The organism is Microbacterium sp. NPDC056003, assembly GCF_042274785.1.
Classification (GTDB): domain Bacteria; phylum Actinomycetota; class Actinomycetes; order Actinomycetales; family Microbacteriaceae; genus Microbacterium.
Genome location: NZ_JBHJXQ010000001.1, coordinates 342,852 through 358,753, shown reverse-complemented (window position 1 = coordinate 358,753; position 15,902 = coordinate 342,852). Strand labels below are relative to the sequence as shown.

At 70.7% G+C, this 15,902-nt stretch carries 18 protein-coding genes and 1 tRNA gene; 12 read left to right on the top strand and 7 right to left on the bottom strand.

From position 1 onward, the window contains the following. Window positions 1-9: 9 nt before the first annotated feature. Window positions 10-1,113, bottom strand: a complete 1,104-nt coding sequence (locus ACFC1W_RS01625; protein ID WP_375987825.1) for an ABC transporter ATP-binding protein — start codon at window positions 1,111-1,113, stop codon at window positions 10-12. A gap of 224 nt (window positions 1,114-1,337) precedes the next feature. Here ACFC1W_RS01625 and ACFC1W_RS01620 point away from each other — a divergent pair, with 224 nt between their 5' ends. From ACFC1W_RS01620 to ACFC1W_RS01610, 3 genes are all read left to right on the top strand, one after another. After that, a complete protein-coding gene (locus ACFC1W_RS01620; RefSeq protein WP_375987823.1) occupies window positions 1,338-2,306 on the top strand; it encodes a DsbA family protein in 969 nt (322 codons plus the stop codon). A 46-nt stretch (window positions 2,307-2,352) separates the two neighbouring features. Next, window positions 2,353-2,425: transfer RNA gene (locus ACFC1W_RS01615), tRNA-Thr, on the top strand. Between the two features lie 2 nt (window positions 2,426-2,427). Then, on the top strand, window positions 2,428-3,387 hold the full coding sequence (locus ACFC1W_RS01610) for a DMT family transporter (RefSeq protein WP_375987821.1): 960 nt from the start codon (window positions 2,428-2,430) through the stop codon (window positions 3,385-3,387). Window positions 3,388-3,447: 60 nt separating this feature from the next. Here the strand turns inward: ACFC1W_RS01610 and ACFC1W_RS01605 are convergent, their stop codons facing one another. After that, on the bottom strand, window positions 3,448-4,011 hold the full coding sequence (locus ACFC1W_RS01605; RefSeq protein ID WP_375987819.1) for a nitroreductase family protein: 564 nt from the start codon (window positions 4,009-4,011) through the stop codon (window positions 3,448-3,450). After that, a complete protein-coding gene (gene msrB, locus ACFC1W_RS01600; protein WP_375987817.1) occupies window positions 4,008-4,418 on the bottom strand; it encodes a peptide-methionine (R)-S-oxide reductase MsrB in 411 nt (136 codons plus the stop codon). Before msrB ends, ACFC1W_RS01605 begins: the two co-directional genes overlap by 4 nt. A gap of 99 nt (window positions 4,419-4,517) precedes the next feature. On the opposite strand from msrB, the gene ACFC1W_RS01595 reads away from it, so the two are divergent. The 5 genes from ACFC1W_RS01595 (at window position 4,518) to groL (ending at window position 8,530) form a co-directional block, all read left to right on the top strand. Further along, on the top strand, window positions 4,518-5,507 hold the full coding sequence (locus ACFC1W_RS01595; RefSeq protein WP_375987815.1) for a DUF2332 family protein: 990 nt from the start codon (window positions 4,518-4,520) through the stop codon (window positions 5,505-5,507). A gap of 9 nt (window positions 5,508-5,516) precedes the next feature. Then, window positions 5,517-5,768, top strand: a complete 252-nt coding sequence (locus ACFC1W_RS01590; RefSeq protein WP_375987813.1) for a DUF3263 domain-containing protein — start codon at window positions 5,517-5,519, stop codon at window positions 5,766-5,768. A 57-nt stretch (window positions 5,769-5,825) separates the two neighbouring features. Next, window positions 5,826-6,395 carry a LytR C-terminal domain-containing protein gene (locus ACFC1W_RS01585; protein ID WP_375987811.1) on the top strand — a complete coding sequence of 190 codons (570 nt, stop codon included), beginning with the start codon at window positions 5,826-5,828 and terminating at the stop codon, window positions 6,393-6,395. Between the two features lie 146 nt (window positions 6,396-6,541). Continuing rightward, the gene (locus tag ACFC1W_RS01580) at window positions 6,542-6,739 is read left to right on the top strand and encodes a cold-shock protein (protein WP_191765706.1); all 198 of its coding nucleotides are present in this window, start codon (window positions 6,542-6,544) and stop codon (window positions 6,737-6,739) included. A gap of 171 nt (window positions 6,740-6,910) precedes the next feature. Continuing rightward, the gene (gene groL, locus ACFC1W_RS01575; RefSeq protein ID WP_375987809.1) at window positions 6,911-8,530 is read left to right on the top strand and encodes a chaperonin GroEL; all 1,620 of its coding nucleotides are present in this window, start codon (window positions 6,911-6,913) and stop codon (window positions 8,528-8,530) included. A 141-nt stretch (window positions 8,531-8,671) separates the two neighbouring features. Here groL and ACFC1W_RS01570 read toward each other — a convergent pair whose 3' ends face one another. The 4 genes from ACFC1W_RS01570 to ACFC1W_RS01555 form a co-directional block, all read right to left on the bottom strand. Then, the gene (locus tag ACFC1W_RS01570; protein WP_375987807.1) at window positions 8,672-8,959 is read right to left on the bottom strand and encodes a WXG100 family type VII secretion target; all 288 of its coding nucleotides are present in this window, start codon (window positions 8,957-8,959) and stop codon (window positions 8,672-8,674) included. Between the two features lie 140 nt (window positions 8,960-9,099). Continuing rightward, window positions 9,100-10,761 (bottom strand): sensor histidine kinase, encoded by a 1,662-nt coding sequence (locus ACFC1W_RS01565; RefSeq protein ID WP_375991358.1) that lies wholly within the window; start codon window positions 10,759-10,761, stop codon window positions 9,100-9,102. Window positions 10,762-10,875: 114 nt separating this feature from the next. Beyond that, a complete protein-coding gene (locus ACFC1W_RS01560) occupies window positions 10,876-11,568 on the bottom strand; it encodes a response regulator transcription factor (protein ID WP_375987805.1) in 693 nt (230 codons plus the stop codon). Between the two features lie 63 nt (window positions 11,569-11,631). Next, a complete protein-coding gene (locus ACFC1W_RS01555) occupies window positions 11,632-12,288 on the bottom strand; it encodes a helix-turn-helix transcriptional regulator (RefSeq protein ID WP_375987803.1) in 657 nt (218 codons plus the stop codon). Between the two features lie 101 nt (window positions 12,289-12,389). On the opposite strand from ACFC1W_RS01555, the gene folE reads away from it, so the two are divergent. From folE to ACFC1W_RS01535, 4 genes are read left to right on the top strand one after another with little or no spacing between them, the layout of a single operon-like run. Continuing rightward, window positions 12,390-12,992 carry a GTP cyclohydrolase I gene (folE, locus tag ACFC1W_RS01550; RefSeq protein WP_375987801.1) on the top strand — a complete coding sequence of 201 codons (603 nt, stop codon included), beginning with the start codon at window positions 12,390-12,392 and terminating at the stop codon, window positions 12,990-12,992. Window positions 12,993-13,018: 26 nt separating this feature from the next. Further along, the gene (locus tag ACFC1W_RS01545) at window positions 13,019-14,239 is read left to right on the top strand and encodes an NAD(P)/FAD-dependent oxidoreductase (protein WP_375987799.1); all 1,221 of its coding nucleotides are present in this window, start codon (window positions 13,019-13,021) and stop codon (window positions 14,237-14,239) included. Further along, the gene (folP, locus tag ACFC1W_RS01540) at window positions 14,236-15,150 is read left to right on the top strand and encodes a dihydropteroate synthase (RefSeq protein WP_375987797.1); all 915 of its coding nucleotides are present in this window, start codon (window positions 14,236-14,238) and stop codon (window positions 15,148-15,150) included. Before ACFC1W_RS01545 ends, folP begins: the two co-directional genes overlap by 4 nt. Next, on the top strand, window positions 15,150-15,869 hold the full coding sequence (locus tag ACFC1W_RS01535; protein WP_375987795.1) for a pyrimidine reductase family protein: 720 nt from the start codon (window positions 15,150-15,152) through the stop codon (window positions 15,867-15,869). Before folP ends, ACFC1W_RS01535 begins: the two co-directional genes overlap by 1 nt. Window positions 15,870-15,902: the final 33 nt, after the last annotated feature.

The following is a 15,902-nucleotide window of genomic DNA, read 5'->3' as shown; positions in this document are numbered from 1 at the left end:
GGAAATCGGTTACGCCGAGACGACCGGCTTGTCGTTGAGGCGCTCGCCGGTCTCGAGGTCGAAGGCGTGCACGTGGCCCGCCGTCGCCGCGAGGGTGACCGTCTCGCCCGCGTTGGGGTGGTTGCGGCCGTCCACACGGGCGACGAGGTCGGTGCGCTTGCCGCCGATGTCGGTGTGACCGTAGAGGTAGCCGTCGGCACCGAGCTCCTCGACGAGGTCCACGACGACCGAGAGGCCCTTGCCGTCGGACGGGCCGACGACGATGTCCTCGGGACGGACGCCGACGGTGACCTGGCTGCCGTGCGCGCGGCCGGCGGTGTCACGGTCGACCGGGACGACCTCGGTGCCGAACTGGATGCCGCCCTCGACCAGGTCGGCCGGGAACAGGTTCATGGCCGGCGAGCCGATGAAGCCGGCGACGAACACGTTGCTCGGGTTCTCGTAGAGGTCGCGCGGGGTGCCGACCTGCTGGAGCAGGCCGTCCTTGAGCACCGCGATGCGGTCACCCATCGTGAGGGCCTCGGTCTGGTCGTGCGTGACGTAGACCGTGGTGACGCCCAGGCGGCGCTGCAGCGACGCGATCTGGGTACGGGTCTGCACGCGGAGCTTGGCGTCGAGGTTCGACAGCGGCTCGTCCATGAGGAACACCTGCGGCTGGCGCACGATCGCTCGGCCCATGGCGACACGCTGACGCTGGCCGCCCGAGAGCGCCTTCGGCTTGCGGGTCAGGTACTGCTCGAGGTCGAGGAGCTTCGCAGCCTCGAGGACGCGCGCGGCGCGCTCTTCCTTGCCGACGCCGGCGATCTTCAGGGCGAAGCCCATGTTCTCGGCGACCGTCATGTGCGGGTACAGCGCGTAGTTCTGGAACACCATCGCGATGTCGCGGTCCTTCGGCGGGACGTCGGTGACGTCGCGGTCGCCGATGAGGATGCGGCCCGAGTTGACCTCTTCGAGGCCGGCCAGCATGCGCAGCGAGGTGGACTTTCCGCAGCCCGAGGGGCCGACGAGGACCAGGAACTCGCCATCGGCGATCTCGAGGTCGAGCTTGTCCACAGCGGGGCGCGTGCCCCCGGGGTACAGGCGGGTTGCGTTGTCAAACGTGACGGACGCCATGTTCTCTTCTCCTTCACCGGCAGGTACGTGCCGGACGATCCGTAGTGAGGAATGAGCGGGGGCTTGGCCCGCACGCCCTTCTTCGGGCGCAAGGACAAGTATGACACGGCGCGCGTGGAGCCTCCGTCTGGGCATTTCACAGGGTGGCTGGCTAGCATCGTGAGCGGCCGTTCCCCCGGATGGTCACGCCCATCCCGGCACCCGCAACCGTCCCGAGAGGTTCCATGTCGAGCGACGAGTCATCGAACGCCGCTGCCCCCAGCGAGCGGCGTGACGCCGTGCGAGAGAAGGCGCAGCAGGTACAGGCGCGCCAGTCGCGCGCTCGCCTGATCCGCGTCGCCACGGTCTCGGCCGTCGCGATCGCCGTGGTCGCCGTCGCCGCCATCGTCGTCACGTGGGCCGTCTCGTCGGCCGCGTCGAAGCCCATGCTCAGCCCGCAGAACGTCAGCAACGGCGGCTTCGTCGTCACCGGCGTCACCGGTGCCGGCCTCACGACCGAGAACGACCAGAACAAGGCCGGCACGATCGAGGGCACCGCGACGCCGACGCCGACGCCGACGCCCACGGCCACCCCGACTCCCACGCCGACGCCGACCCCGACCGAGCGGCCCGCCGCCGACATCCGCGTGTACGTCGACTATCTGTCCTCCGGCTCGCGCGACTTCCAGCTGGCCAACGTGCAGCAGCTGTCGAAGTGGGTCAGCGAAGACGCCGCGACGCTCACCTACTACCCGGTGGCGATGCTCACGTCGAAGTCGAACGGCACCAAGTACTCGCTGCGTGCAGCGGGAGCGGCGGCCTGCGTCGCCACGCATTCGCCGGACTACTTCTTCGCGTTCAACAACACCCTCCTCACGCAGCAGCCCGAGGTCGATTCCGACGGCTACACCGACAGCGAGCTCGCCGCCATGGCGATCGCGTCGGGTGCCGACGGCGCCAAGGTCGTCCGCGCGTGCATCGAGGATCAGGACTTCACGTCGTGGGCGAAGAGCGCGACCGAGCGTGCGCTCGGCGGCCTTCCCGGCACCGACGGCCTCGCGCTGACCGGCACGCCGATGGTGCTCGTGAACGGGACGCCGTACGTCGGCGCCCTGAACGACCCCAAGGAGTTCGCGCAGTTCGTCCTCACCGTCGCGAGCGATGCGGCTGAAGAGACGCCGACGCCGACTCCGACGCCCACGCCGACCCCGTGATCCCGCGCGGCGGGCACGCTGCGCCGTCGGTAGACTGAGGGGCACTGCCGGCTTGGCGCAATTGGTAGCGCACCTAACTTGTAATTAGGGGGTTACGGGTTCAAGTCCCGTAGCCGGCTCGATGTCCTCCGCCTCCTCGTCGCGGGCGCGCATACCCGCCTGGCTCGCGCTCGCGATCGCCGCGGCCATCGGCATGATGACCGCCGTGCAAGCCCGGGTGAACGGCCAGCTCGGCGTCCGCCTCGACGACGGCTTCGTCGCCGCCGCCATCTCGTTCGGCTCCGGGCTGGTGATCGTCGTCGTGCTCTCCGTGCTGCTGCCCTCGGGCCGCGCAGGCGTCGGCCGCCTCATTTCCGGCGTGCGGGGACGGACGATTCCGTGGTGGATGCTGGCAGGCGGCGCCGCCGGAGCCCTCACGGTCGCCACGCAGGGCCTGGCCGTCGGTCTCATCGGCGTCTCGCTCTTCACCGTCGGCGTCGTCGCCGGGCAGACGGTGAGCGGACTGCTCCTCGACCGGGTGGGATTCGGGCCCGCCGGCGTGGTCGCGGTCACGGTGCCGCGCCTTCTGGGCGGCGTGCTCGCGCTCGCCGCGGTCGCCCTCGCCCTCGTCGGCGACGGACTCGCCGACGTGCCGGTATGGATGCTGGTGCTCCCGTTCCTCGCCGGCATCGCGATCGCGTGGCAGCAGGCGACGAACGGCCGGCTGCGCCAGCGAGTCGGAACGCCGCTCACGGCCACCCTCGTGAACTTCACCGGCGGAACGCTGATCCTCGGCGTCGCCGCTGCCGTGCACGTCGCGCTGGTCGGCGCGCCGCAGCCGCTTCCCACCGACGCGTGGCTCTACATCGGCGGCGCGCTCGGCGTCGTCTACATCTTCATGTCGGCCGCGATCGTGCAGTACACCGGCGTGCTGCTGCTCGGACTGGGCGCCGTCGTCGGTCAGCTGGTGACGTCGTTCGTGCTCGACATGGCCTGGCCGGCGCCGGCGAGCCCTGGCCCGGTGCAGCAGCTCGCAATGGTCGTCGTCGCGCTGGCTTCGGTCGTGGTCGCGGCCGTGCCGTGGCGCCGCCGGCGGCGCTGACCCGCACCTCACGTGATGGGGCGGCGGGCGCCGGCGGACGCGCGCGCCGCGCGCGCCGCGTCAGTCCTTCTTCGACGTCGGCATGCGCGAGACGAGCTTGCGCGCCTCGATGGCCTTGCGGCGCCCGAGGCGCTCGCGCGGCGGCTTGCCGCCGACGTAGAGCCACCCGAGCAGCTGCTCGTTCTTGTCGAGTCCGTGCGCCTTGGCCATCGCCTTCGCGCGGGTGTAGCCGCCGGTGCGCCAGATGACGCCCCAGCCGGCCTCGTCGAGCAGCAGGCTCAGCACGTGGGCGACGCCCGACGCCACGGCCTCCTGCTCCCAGCGCGGCACCTTGTCGCTCTTCTTGTAGCTCGCGACGACGGCGATGAGCAGCGGCGCGCGCAGCGGTTTCGTGGAGGGACTCTTGTCGCCCTGGACCTTGGCGATCGCGCGCCCGAGCCGCTCGCGGTCGGACCCGCGCAGCTCGATCAGCCGCCAGGGCCGCAGCGACGAGTGATCGGCGACCCGACCCGCCGCCGCGACGAGGGTGAGCAGCTCGGCGTGCGTCGGAGCCTCGTCGGTGACCTTCGACCAGGACCGCCGGGCACGCACCGCCTCGAGCGCGGAGCCCGATGGCGCGCTCACTCGGCGGATCCCTCCGGCGTGAAGGCGAGCGAGATCGAGTTCATGCAGTACCGGTCGCCGGTCGGGGTGCCGAACCCGTCGGGGAAGACGTGCCCCAGGTGCGACCCGCACGCCGCGCAGCGCACCTCGGTGCGCACCATGCCGTGGCTGGTGTCCTCGATGAGTTCGACCGCCTCAGGACGGATCGACTCGTAGAAGCTCGGCCAGCCGCAGTGCGAGTCGAACTTGGTGCCGCTCTGGAACAGCTCGGCGCCGCAGGCCGCGCACGTGTACAGGCCGGCGCGGCTCTCGTCGAGCAGCTCTCCGGTCCACGCCCGCTCGGTGCCCGCCTCGCGGAGCACGGCGTATTGCTGCGGAGAGAGCTCCTCGCGCCACTGGTCGTCGCTCTTGTCGACGGTGTAGGTCATGACTCCTCCGGGCTTCGTACGTGTGGAACCCATCCATTCAACCCCAGTCTCAGCGCGACGGCTCCGTGCTTCCTGCGAGCGGGCGGTGAGAATGGGGGAGTGGAATCGGATGCCGCAGCCGTCGCCGAGCGCTACGACCGCTTCGCCCGTGTCGAGGCTCCGGGGCGCTCGCCGCTCTACGCCGAGTGGGCGGCCGGTGTGGCCTCCGACCCCGAGACCGCGGCCATTCTCGGCAGGATCGCGCCGACCCGCCGCCAGCCGCCGCTCGTCTTCGCGGTGACGCGCATGCTGGGCGCCCCCGAAGCCGGTTACCGGGCGTGGGCGGCGTGGCTCGCCGAGCATGCCGACGCGGTCGTGGCCGAGGCATCCCGTCGCCGTCTTCAGACCAACGAGCCGCAGCGCTGCGCAGCGCTCCTGCCCGCCCTGAGCACGCTCGACGGACCTCTCGCCCTCCTCGAGCTGGGTGCGAGCGCCGGGCTGTGCCTCTACCCGGACCGCTACTCCTACCGCTACCGGGGCGGACCGTCGCTCGACCCCGCGGCGGGGCCGTCGCGCGTCGTGCTCGAGTGCGACGTGAGCGGCGACCCCCCGCTGCGGCTCCCGGATGTGGTGTGGCGCGCCGGGGTCGACCTCGCCCCGCTCGACGCCGCCGACCCGCGGGACCGCGCGTTCCTGACCTCGCTGGTGTGGCCGGGGGAGACCGGCCGGGTCGAGCGCATCCGGGCGGCACTCGACATCGTCGCCGCCGAGCCGCCGGCCATGATCGCGGGCGACGCCTCCGAACCCGGGGTGCTCCAGGCTGCCGCGGCGCGGGCGCCGCGCGGCGCGACGCTCGTCGTCACGACGCCCGGCGTGCTGCCGCACATCCCGCGCGCGGGGAGGGAGCGGCTGCTGGCCGCGCTGCGGGAACTGGACGCCGTGTGGATCTCGATCGACCCTCCCGGCCTGCACGACGCGTGGCGAACGCCGGTGTCGGCGGAGTCGTGGGGCGGGTTCGTGCTCGGTCGCGACGGAGTTCCGCTGGCTGCAGTCGATCCGCTCGGCGCGTCCGTGGAGTGGCGCGGCAGCGAAGCGGGGCTCGGCCGTTAGCGTGAGGTCGTGCCCCTCTCCGACCGCGACCGCGCCATCCTCGGCTTCGAGGCGGAGTGGCGGCGGCATGCGGGTGCGAAGGAGGAGGCGATCCGCGCGGAGCTCGGCCTGTCACCGGCCCGCTACTACCAGCTGCTCGGCCGCCTCATCGACACCGCCGACGCGCAGGCGCACGACCCGATGCTGGTGAAGCGTCTGCGCCGGCTGCGCGACGCCCGCGCGCAGGCTCGGATCGGCCGCGCCGCCGGCGATCTCGGGTAGACCCGCCCCGCGGCCAGCCTGGGCGGACGGACGGGCGCACCCTTGTAACATCGTGGAGTGCCGAAAACGACCTACCCGCGGGATCGCTTCGACGATCTTCCGGAAGAGGGCCGGGTCGGCGCCCACCGGGCGGAGAATCCCCGGATGCGCGGCTGGGTGGTGCTGTTGTGGGCGGCGCTCGCCACGATCGTCCTCGTCGCCGTGGGCATCTTCGGCACGCTGCTCGCCGCGGGCCGCATCGAGCTCTTCCCCACGCCTCAGCCCACGGTCGAGCCGACCGTCCAGGTGACCCCGGTGCTCGACACGAGCTACCAGGTGACCATCCTCAACGCGACGCCCGAGAAGGGCCTTGCGACGCAGATGAAGGACGTCGTGGTCGCCGCCGGCTGGCCCGACGGGCAGGTGCTGCCGAGCGATGCGAGTGCCGACGACTTCCCCGAGACGACGGTGTTCTACCTCGCCCCCGAGGACCAGGCCGCTGCCGCCGGCCTCGCCGACGTGATCGGCGGAGCGCGCATCGAGCAGAGCGAGGTCTATCAGCCCGCCGATCCCGACATCCGGCAGCTGACCGTGGTGATCGGACTGGACCGCACCGCCGCTGGGCAGAGCAGCACACCCACTCCCTGACGCCGCGCGACGCACGGAGAGAACCCCAGTGTTACGCGGGGGTAAACAGTTGTGTCTCTGCGTGTCAACAAGTCCTCGAGCGGCCTCCTGGCGGTGGTGCCGCGTGCATACGATGAACCCTGTCGTACCAGCAACAGGAGATTCGCATGACTCAGGGCACCGTCAAGTGGTTCAACGCCGAGAAGGGCTTCGGCTTCATCACGGCCGAAGGGCAGGACGTCTTCGTCCACTACTCGAACATCGACATGACGGGATTCCGCGTGCTGGAAGAGGGCCAGACCGTCGAGTTCACCGTCGGCACCGGGCAGAAGGGGCCGCAGGCGGAGTCGGTGCGCGTGGTCTGAGCGCGCACGGGGCGAGATTCGACGGAACGGGATGCTGCGGCATCCCGTTCCTGCGTGTGCGGCACCCTCCGCCGCGGCTTGCACTCCCCAGGGGTGAGTGCCAGAATGGATTAGCACTCCGGATCGCTGAGTGCTAATCCATAAGCCCCGTCCTGGGAGGACGAAACACACATGGCAAAGATCATCGCTTTCGATGAGGAGGCCCGTCGCGGTCTCGAGCGCGGCCTCAACACCCTGGCCGACGCCGTCAAGGTGACGCTTGGCCCCCGCGGTCGCAACGTCGTGCTCGAGAAGAAGTGGGGCGCTCCCACGATCACGAACGACGGCGTGTCCATCGCCAAGGAGATCGAGCTCGACGACCCGTACGAGAAGATCGGCGCGGAGCTCGTCAAGGAGGTCGCCAAGAAGACCGACGACGTCGCCGGTGACGGCACGACCACCTCGGTCGTCCTCGCTCAGGCGCTCGTCCGCGAGGGCCTGCGCAACGTCGCGGCCGGCGCCGACCCCATCTCGCTCAAGAAGGGCATCGAGAAGGCCGTCTCGGCTATCACGACTCAGCTCCTCGCTGACGCCAAGGAGGTCGAGACCAAGGAGGAGATCGCCGCCACGGCTTCCATCTCCGCCGGCGACCCCGAGATCGGCGCGCTGATCGCCGAGGCGATCGACAAGGTCGGCAAGGAGGGCGTCGTCACTGTCGAGGAGTCGCAGACCTTCGGCACCGAGCTCGAGCTCACCGAGGGCATGCGCTTCGACAAGGGTTACATCAACCCCTACTTCGTCACGGACCCGGAGCGCCAGGAGGCTGTCTTCGAGGACCCGTACATCCTCATCGCCAACCAGAAGATCTCGAACATCAAGGACCTTCTGCCGATCGTCGACAAGGTGATCCAGGACGGCAAGGAGCTCCTGATCATCGCTGAGGACGTCGAGGGCGAGGCTCTTGCGACCCTGGTGCTCAACAAGATCCGCGGCATCTTCAAGTCCGTCGCCGTCAAGGCTCCGGGCTTCGGCGACCGTCGCAAGGCTCAGCTGCAGGACATCGCGATCCTCACGGGCGGTCAGGTCATCACCGAGGAGGTCGGTCTCAAGCTCGAGAACGCCACCCTCGACCTGCTCGGCCGCGCACGCAAGGTCATCATCACGAAGGACGAGACCACCATCGTCGAGGGTGCCGGCGACGCCGCTGCCATCGAGGGACGCGTCACGCAGATCCGTCGCGAGATCGAGAACACCGACAGCGACTACGACCGTGAGAAGCTCCAGGAGCGCCTCGCCAAGCTCGCCGGTGGCGTCGCCGTCATCAAGGCCGGTGCGGCGACCGAGGTCGAGCTGAAGGAGCGCAAGCACCGCATCGAGGACGCCGTCCGCAACGCGAAGGCGGCCGTCGAGGAGGGCATCGTCCCCGGTGGTGGCGTCGCGCTCATCCAGGCCGGCAAGGCTGCCTTCGGCGGTCTCGAGCTCTCGGGCGACGAGGCGACCGGCGCCAACATCGTTCGCGTCGCGATCGAGGCTCCGCTCAAGCAGATCGCTCTCAACGCCGGTCTCGAGCCGGGCGTCGTGGCCAACAAGGTGGCGGAGCTCCCCACCGGCCAGGGCCTCAACGCCGCCTCGGGCGACTACGTCGACATGCTGGCTGCCGGCATCAACGACCCGGTGAAGGTGACCCGCTCGGCGCTGCAGAACGCAGCCTCGATCGCCGGCCTGTTCCTCACCACCGAGGCCGTCGTGGCCGACAAGCCCGAGAAGGTCGCGGCTCCGGCCGGCGACCCGACGGGTGGCATGGACTTTTGATGCGGTGCGGGTCAATGCGGCGAAGCCGCGTTGACGCGCGACGGATCAAGGTTGAGTAGCCCGCGAAGCGCGCGTATCGAAACCCAGTCCCGATCTACGAAGGGCCCCTCCTCCGGGAGGGGTCCTTCGTCGTTCCGAGGCTCAGCGGAACAGGCTCGTCGTGGCCTGCTCGGCCTCGGCGTACTGGCGGCCGGCGGCAGCCAGCGCCACGCTGATGCCCGACAGCGACTCCTCGACCTGGCGCTGGGTCGCACGCCACTGGTCGGCGACCGTATGGAAGGCGAGGGAGGCCGAGCCCGTCCACGAGGACTGCAGCTGGGTGAGCTGGGTCATCATCGCGTTGGACTCGGCCTGCAGCCGCTCGATCGTGCCGCGGACAGACGCGGTGGTCGCGAGGACGGCGTCGCTGTCGACGGAGAAGACGGCCATGGGTGCTCCCTTCGTCGGGGCGACCGGATGCCGCGCCCTGGTGTGTCCCGCAACGCTAGAAGCATCAGCGCTCCGCAGGCCGCGCCGCGGGCCTGCTGGGGAACAGCGCGCGGCGAGGCCGCGCTGGGGAGGAGCGCCGGTCAGTCCTCGTCGAGCTCGAGCCGCTCGAGCGGCTGCGTCTCGATGTGCAGGTGCTCCGCGGCATCCCGTTCCGCGGCCAACGGGAACGAGACGCGGAACGTCGCACCGCCGCCGGCGGTGTCGGTGACGTCGACCGAGCCGTGCAGCGCCTCGACGATCGAGGCGACGATCGACAGGCCGAGCCCCGAGCCGCCGGTCTCGCGCGTGCGGGACGTGTCGGCCCGCCAGAATCGCTGGAAGATCTTGTCCTTGATCTGATCGGGGACGCCCTCGCCGTGGTCGATGATCTCGATCCAGCCCATGCGCGACCGGCCGTCGGCGCCTACGCGCAGCTCGATCGGTGAGTCCTCGGCGGTGAACCGGCGGGCGTTGCCGAGCAGGTTCGCCACCACCTGCCGGATGCGGTTCTCGTCGCCCAGCACGACCGGCAGCGCCGCGCCCGGCGCGGCGGGCGGCTCGTCGACGGGCGTGATCGGCGGCACGTCCCTCGCGGCGGTGGCGCTCGTCGCGGGGATCGGCTTCGGCTTGCGACGCAGCAGCGAGAGCGTCGCGCCGGCCCGCGTGAGGGCGGTGACGGGCGCACGCCGCTTCTCCGGTGCATCAGGACCGTCGTCGGGAGCAGCGGGGGTGGCCGGCGTCGGATCTCCATCGTCGTCGGTCGTGTCGATGACGGTCACCGGCCGCAGCGGGGCGGAGGCGCGCAGGTCGAGTGCGGCATCGCGGGCGACCGGGCGCAGATCCACAGGGGCGATCACGACGTCGCGCCGTTCGTCGAGGCGCGCGAGGGCGAGGAGATCCTCGACCAGCACCCCCATCCGGATCGCCTCCTTCTCGATGCGGTCCATCGACTGGGCGACATCGTCGTCGCCGCGGATCGCGCCCATCCGGTACAGCTCCGCGTAGCCTCGCACCGTCACCAGCGGGGTGCGCAGTTCGTGGCTGGCGTCGCCGACGAAGCGGCGCATCTGCCGCACCGTGGAATCGCGCTCCGAGAGGGCGGCGTCGACGCGGTCGAGCATGGCGTTGATGGCCGTCTTGAGCCGGCCGACTTCGGTCGACGTGGGCTCGATGTCGGTCATGCGCAGGCTGAACTCGCCGCCGGCGATCGCGTCGGCCGTGCTCTCGACCTGACCGAGACTGCGGAATGTGAGCGTGACGAGCCAGCGCGTGGCGACGGCTCCGATGAGCAGCGTGATGATCGCCAGGATCGTGTAGATGCCGAGGAAGGTCGCGACCACCTGGTTCACGGGAGCGACGGGCATCGCGACGAGCTGGGGGAGGAGCACACCACCGGAGACCTCGAGCGGGGCGACGCTCGCGCGGAAACGGGCACCGGTCTCGGCATCCGTCAGCTCGAAAGCCGACACCCCGGCGGTGACGGCCTTCTCGAGCGGGTAGCTGGCCGGGAAGTCGGGCTGCGGGTCGCTCCCGCCGGCGGAGATGATGAACTCGCCGTCGGGCTGGTACAGGGCGACGTGGTAGTCGCTGCGGGGAACGTCGTCCTTCTCGGCGGCCGTCACGACGCCGTTGATGATCACGATGTCGAACAGTCCGGCGCCGATCTCGGTCGCCGCGACCTGCTCGACGGTGCTGTTGAGGTTGACGATCAGCGCGTTGCGCAGGAACAGCGTGGCGCCCGCGCCGGTGGCCACGAGGCCCATCGCGAGCACGGCGACAGTGACTCCGGTGACCTTCGCGCGCAGGCTGGTGCCGCGCCACCACCGGGTGATCGCGTCCGTCTTCTGCGCCAGGGTGGCCCCCTCGATGTGCCGCGGTTACGCGGTCTTGCCCGCCTTGAGCATGTAGCCGAAGCCGCGCTTGGTCTGGATGAGCGGCTCGGACGAGTGCGGGTCGATCTTGCGGCGAAGGTAGGAGATGTAGCTCTCGACGATGCCGGCATCGCCGTTGAAGTCGTACTCCCACACGTGGTCGAGGATCTGCGCCTTCGAGAGCACGCGGTTGGGATTGAGCATCAGGTAGCGCAGCAGCTTGAACTCGGTCGGGCTGAGGTCGATGCTGGCGTCGCCGACCTGCACGTCGTGGGTGTCCTGGTCCATCGTGAGCTCGCCGGCGCGGATGACGGACTCCTCGTCGGCCTGCATGGTGCGGCGCAGGATGGCCTGGATGCGCGCGACGATCTCGTCGAGGCTGAAGGGCTTCGTGACGTAGTCGTCGCCCCCGGCGTTGAGCCCGGCGATCTTGTCCTCGGTCTCGTCCTTGGCGGTGAGGAACAGGATCGGCGCGGTGTAACCGGCGCCGCGCAGTCGCTTGGTGACGCTGAAGCCGTTCATGTCGGGGAGCATCACATCGAGGATGATGAGGTCGGGCTCCTCTTCGAGGACAGCCGAGATCGTCTGTGCTCCGTTGGACACGGCCCTCACCTGGAACCCCGCGAAGCGGAGGCTCGTGATGAGCAGGTCGCGGATGTTCGGCTCGTCGTCGACGACGAGGATGCGGGGTGCTGTCATGCCCTCATTATGTCGGCGGAAGCGACGCCATGGCTGGAAATCGGCGACGAGGCCGCGAATTGCTCATCCGTCCTGAGTGCGGATCTCGACGCAGCAGCGACCGTGCGCAGGAGCGAGGACGGGCGTGCGCTCATCGCCGGTCGCGGTCGCCGCGCCCCGCACGAGCTCGAGATTCGCGCCGCAGATGAGCGCGGTATGCCGGGTGGCGAGGGCGTGGAACGGGCAGTTCTCGAGGACGAGGTCTCCGGAGCCGGCGCTCGCCGGTGCGTAGCCGCACGCGACCAGCGCGTCCTCCAGACTCTCGTGCGCACCGCCGATCGCCGCGCCGGCCGCGAAGGCCTCGGTGGCCAGTGCGTCGCGCACGGGGATTCCGCGATCGTCCGCCTCCTGGGCGGCGGTCGCGAGCAGGTCGCCGACGAGTTCGTAGTGCCGCTCGGGGATGCTGGCCGCGACCTCCGCCGACACGGCACGGTAGAGCTTCGCCGGCCGCCCGGCGCCCGGTCCGGTGCGTCCGGAGCGCCGGGCGTGGCTGACGGCGAGCAGGCCGGCGTCGGCCAGGCGCTCCAGGTGCATGGCTGCCGTGCTGCGCGGCATGCCCAGGGCGGCAGCGGCGTCGTCGCGGCTGATCTCCTGCGCTGCGGCCAGTCGATACAGCTCGCGACGCTGGGGGTCGGCCAGGACGGCCACGGCCTCGGCTCGGTGGGGATTCAGAGCGCTCATGGCGCGAGTCTACTCTCTAAAATCAGAAACCTTGACAAAAGACTGAGACCGGCCTAGGTTCGGCCCTAGACGCCCCTGGCGCTGCTCATGAAGGAGTGGGGATGATGTCGACCACCGTCGCCGCGACGCCGCTGCACGCTCTTCCCGTCGAAGCGTCGATCGACCGCGACGCCGCGATGGCGGCCGTGGCAGACCTGCTCGCTGCGCTGGGCCACGACCCCGACCACGGAGATCTGGCCGAGACGCCGCGTCGCGTCGCTGACGCCTTCCTCGAACTGCTCACACCGCAGCCCTTCGACATGACGACCTTTCCCAACGAGGACGGCTACGACGAGCCGGTCGTGGTGCGCGGCATCCCGTTCGTGTCGCTCTGCCGTCACCACCTCCTGCCGTTCCGCGGCACCGCGACCGTCGGCTACCTGCCGGGCGAGCGCCTCGTCGGGCTGTCGAAATTGGCACGTGTCGTCGACCATCACGCCCGCGGGCTCCAGGTGCAGGAGGCGCTCACGGCGCAGATCGCGCGGACCCTCGACGCCGCGCTCGAGCCGGACGGCGTCGGCGTCGTCGTCGAGGCCGAGCACCTGTGCATGTCGGTCCGAGGCGTTCGCAGTGCGGGTGCGACCACCTCGACGACGGCGTTCCGTGGCAGCTTCGCGCACGATCGCAGGCTGCAGCGGCAGCTTCTGGGGGCGGGCGAGGTCTGAGGACGACATCGAGGAGAGGAGTCGTCATGGTGCACATGCTGATCGTCGGAGGAGGGCTCGCCGGCGGCACAGCCGCCGAGGCTCTGCGCGACGAGGGTTTCGAGGGCGACATCACGATCGTCGCGGCGGAGCCGCATCCGCCCTACCAGCGGCCGCCGCTGTCGAAGGGCTACCTGGCGGGCAATGAGGGGACGGATGCCGTCTACCTGCACCCGTCCGAGTGGTACGACGAGCACGGCATCCGCCTGCGCACGGGCGTCTCGGTCACGGCGCTCGACCCGGCTGCGCACCGGGTGGAACTCGACGACGGCTCGCTGGAGCGGTACGATGCCGTCCTGCTGGCGACCGGTGCATCGCCGCGGATGATCCCGCTGCCGGGTCACGACCTGCCCGGGGTCATGACGCTGCGCCGGATCGACCAGTCCGACGCGCTCGCCGCGCGGTTGCGCGACGGCGGCATGCGGCTCGTCGTGATCGGGGCGGGCTGGATCGGCATGGAGGTCGCCGCCACAGCCCGGGGATTCGGCAATGAGGTGGCGATCCTCGAGCGCGACGCGGTGCCGCTCGCCATGGCGCTCGGCGCCGAGATGGGCGAGGTGTTCCGGGGGCTGCATCTCGAGCACGGGGTTGATCTGCGCACCTCGGTGGGCGTCGAGCGCATCGTCGGCGACGAGCGGGCGGAGGGAGTGGTCGTAGACGGCGAGACGCTGCCCGCCGACCTGGTGCTCGTCGGCGTGGGAGCGACGCCGAACACTGCGCTCGCCGAGGACGCGGGCCTCGACATCCTGAACGGGATCCTCACCGATGCCGCGCTGCGCACGAGCGCCGCCGATGTGTACGCAGCAGGTGACGTCGCCAACGCGTTCCACCCGGTGCTGCAGCGGCACCTGCGCAGCGAGCACTGGGCGAATGCGCTGAATGCGGGCAAGGTCGCCGCGCGGTCGATGCTGGGGAAGCCGGCATCCTTCGACGACATCCCGTACTTCTACACCGACCAGTACGACCTCGGAATGGAGCTGTCGGGCTACGCACCCCTCATGGCGGAGGCCGAGGTGGTCGTGCGCGGCGATGTCGGCGCACGCGAGTTCATCGCCTTCTGGGTCGACGGCGGGCGCGTGGTCGCCGGCATGAACGTGAACGTCTGGAAGGTGGACAAGAAGGTGCAGGCGCTCATCCGCTCGGGCGAGCGGGTCGACCTCGACCTCCTGCGCGATCCGGACGTGCCGCTGGACAGCCTGCTGCCATGACCTTCGCGGCCGCCCCGAGCCTCGCGCTCGACACCCCGTCGTCGGTGCTCGATCTGCCCGGCGGGCGGCTCGACCTCACCCGGCACCTCGCGGTCATGGCGATCGTCAATCGCACGCCGGACTCGTTCTACGACCGTGGTGCGACGTTCGCACTCGACGCGGCCGTCGCGGCCGGGGTCGCCGCGGTCGAGGCAGGCGCCGAGCTGGTCGACGTCGGGGGCGTGAAGTTTGCGCCCGGACCGCCGGTGCCCGTCGAGGAGGAGATCGCGCGCGTCGTGCCGGTCGTGCGCGAGCTCGCGCCGCTCACACGCGTGGGCGTCGACACCTTCCAGCCCGAGGTGGCCCGCGCGGCGATCGAGGCGGGCGCGTCCGTCGTCAACGACACGACGGGCCTGCACGACCCGGCCATGGCCACCGTGGTCGCGCAGGGGGGTGCCGGACTGGTGATCGCCCACAGCCTCGCGGCGCCGAGGACGCAGCATCCGCTCCCGCACTATGCCGACGTGATCGGCGACGTCGCACGGTTCCTGATGGCCCGCCGCGACCTCGCGCTCGATCACGGGGTTCCGGCGGAGCGCATCGTGCTCGACCCCGGGCACGACCTCAACAAGACGACCCGCCAGAGCCTCGAGCTGACCCGCCGGCTGGGCGAGCTCGCGGCTCTCGGCTCGCCGGTGCTGGTCGCGCTGTCGAACAAGGACTTCGTCGGCGAGGCGCTAGGGCGGGACCGCGGGGAACGGCTGTCCGGTTCGCTCGCCGCGGCGGTGTACTGCGCGCTGCGGGGCGCCCGCATCGTGCGGGTGCACAATGTGCGCGAGACGGTCGACGCGCTGCGCATGGTCGAGGCCATCCTCGGCTGGCGGGAGCCGGCGTACGAGCTGCACAACACGCGGCCGGAGGGGAATGCCTGATGCCTGCCTCGAAGCCCACCCGAGACGAACTGCTCGAAGCGTACGCGCTGCCCGATCGCGATGACCTCCGCGTGCGCATGAACTTCGTCTCGAGCGCCGACGGCGCGGTCACGCTCGACGGAACGAGCGGAGCGCTCGGCGGGCCCACCGACCGTGTCCTGATGCAGGTGCTGCGCACGATGGCCGACGTCGTGGTCGTGGGGGCCGGCACGGTGCGCGCGGAGGGATACGGAGGCATCTGCGTCGACGACCGGGATGTCGACTGGCGCCGCGCCCGGGGTCTCGACGACCAGCCGGCGCTCGCAGTGGTCAGCGGCGGCCTGCGGCTCGAACCCGGCGATGCGGTGTTCGCCGAGGCCGTGCGGCGGCCGGTGATCGTGACGACGGATGCCGCGGCCGACGCCCGCGGAGACGCCTTCGACGCGGTGGCCGACGTCCTGCCGTGCGGTCGCGACGACGTCGACCTCGCGTCGATGTTCGACGGCTTCCGGCAGCGCGGCTGGACCCAGGTGCTGTGCGAGGGCGGCCCTCATCTCTTCGGCGCCCTGCTCGGTGCCGGGCTGGTCGACGAGGTGTGCCTCACGCTCGCGCCCCGGTTCGTCGGGGGAGGAGCGGGACGGATCGCGCAGGATGCGCCCGAGGGCGACCGCCGATTCGGGCTCGCGGGCGTGGTGACCGACGACGACGGGTTCGTCTTCCTCCGCTACCGCGCGCTCTGACGCAGCCCGGACTGCTCGGACGGGGGCATGGCC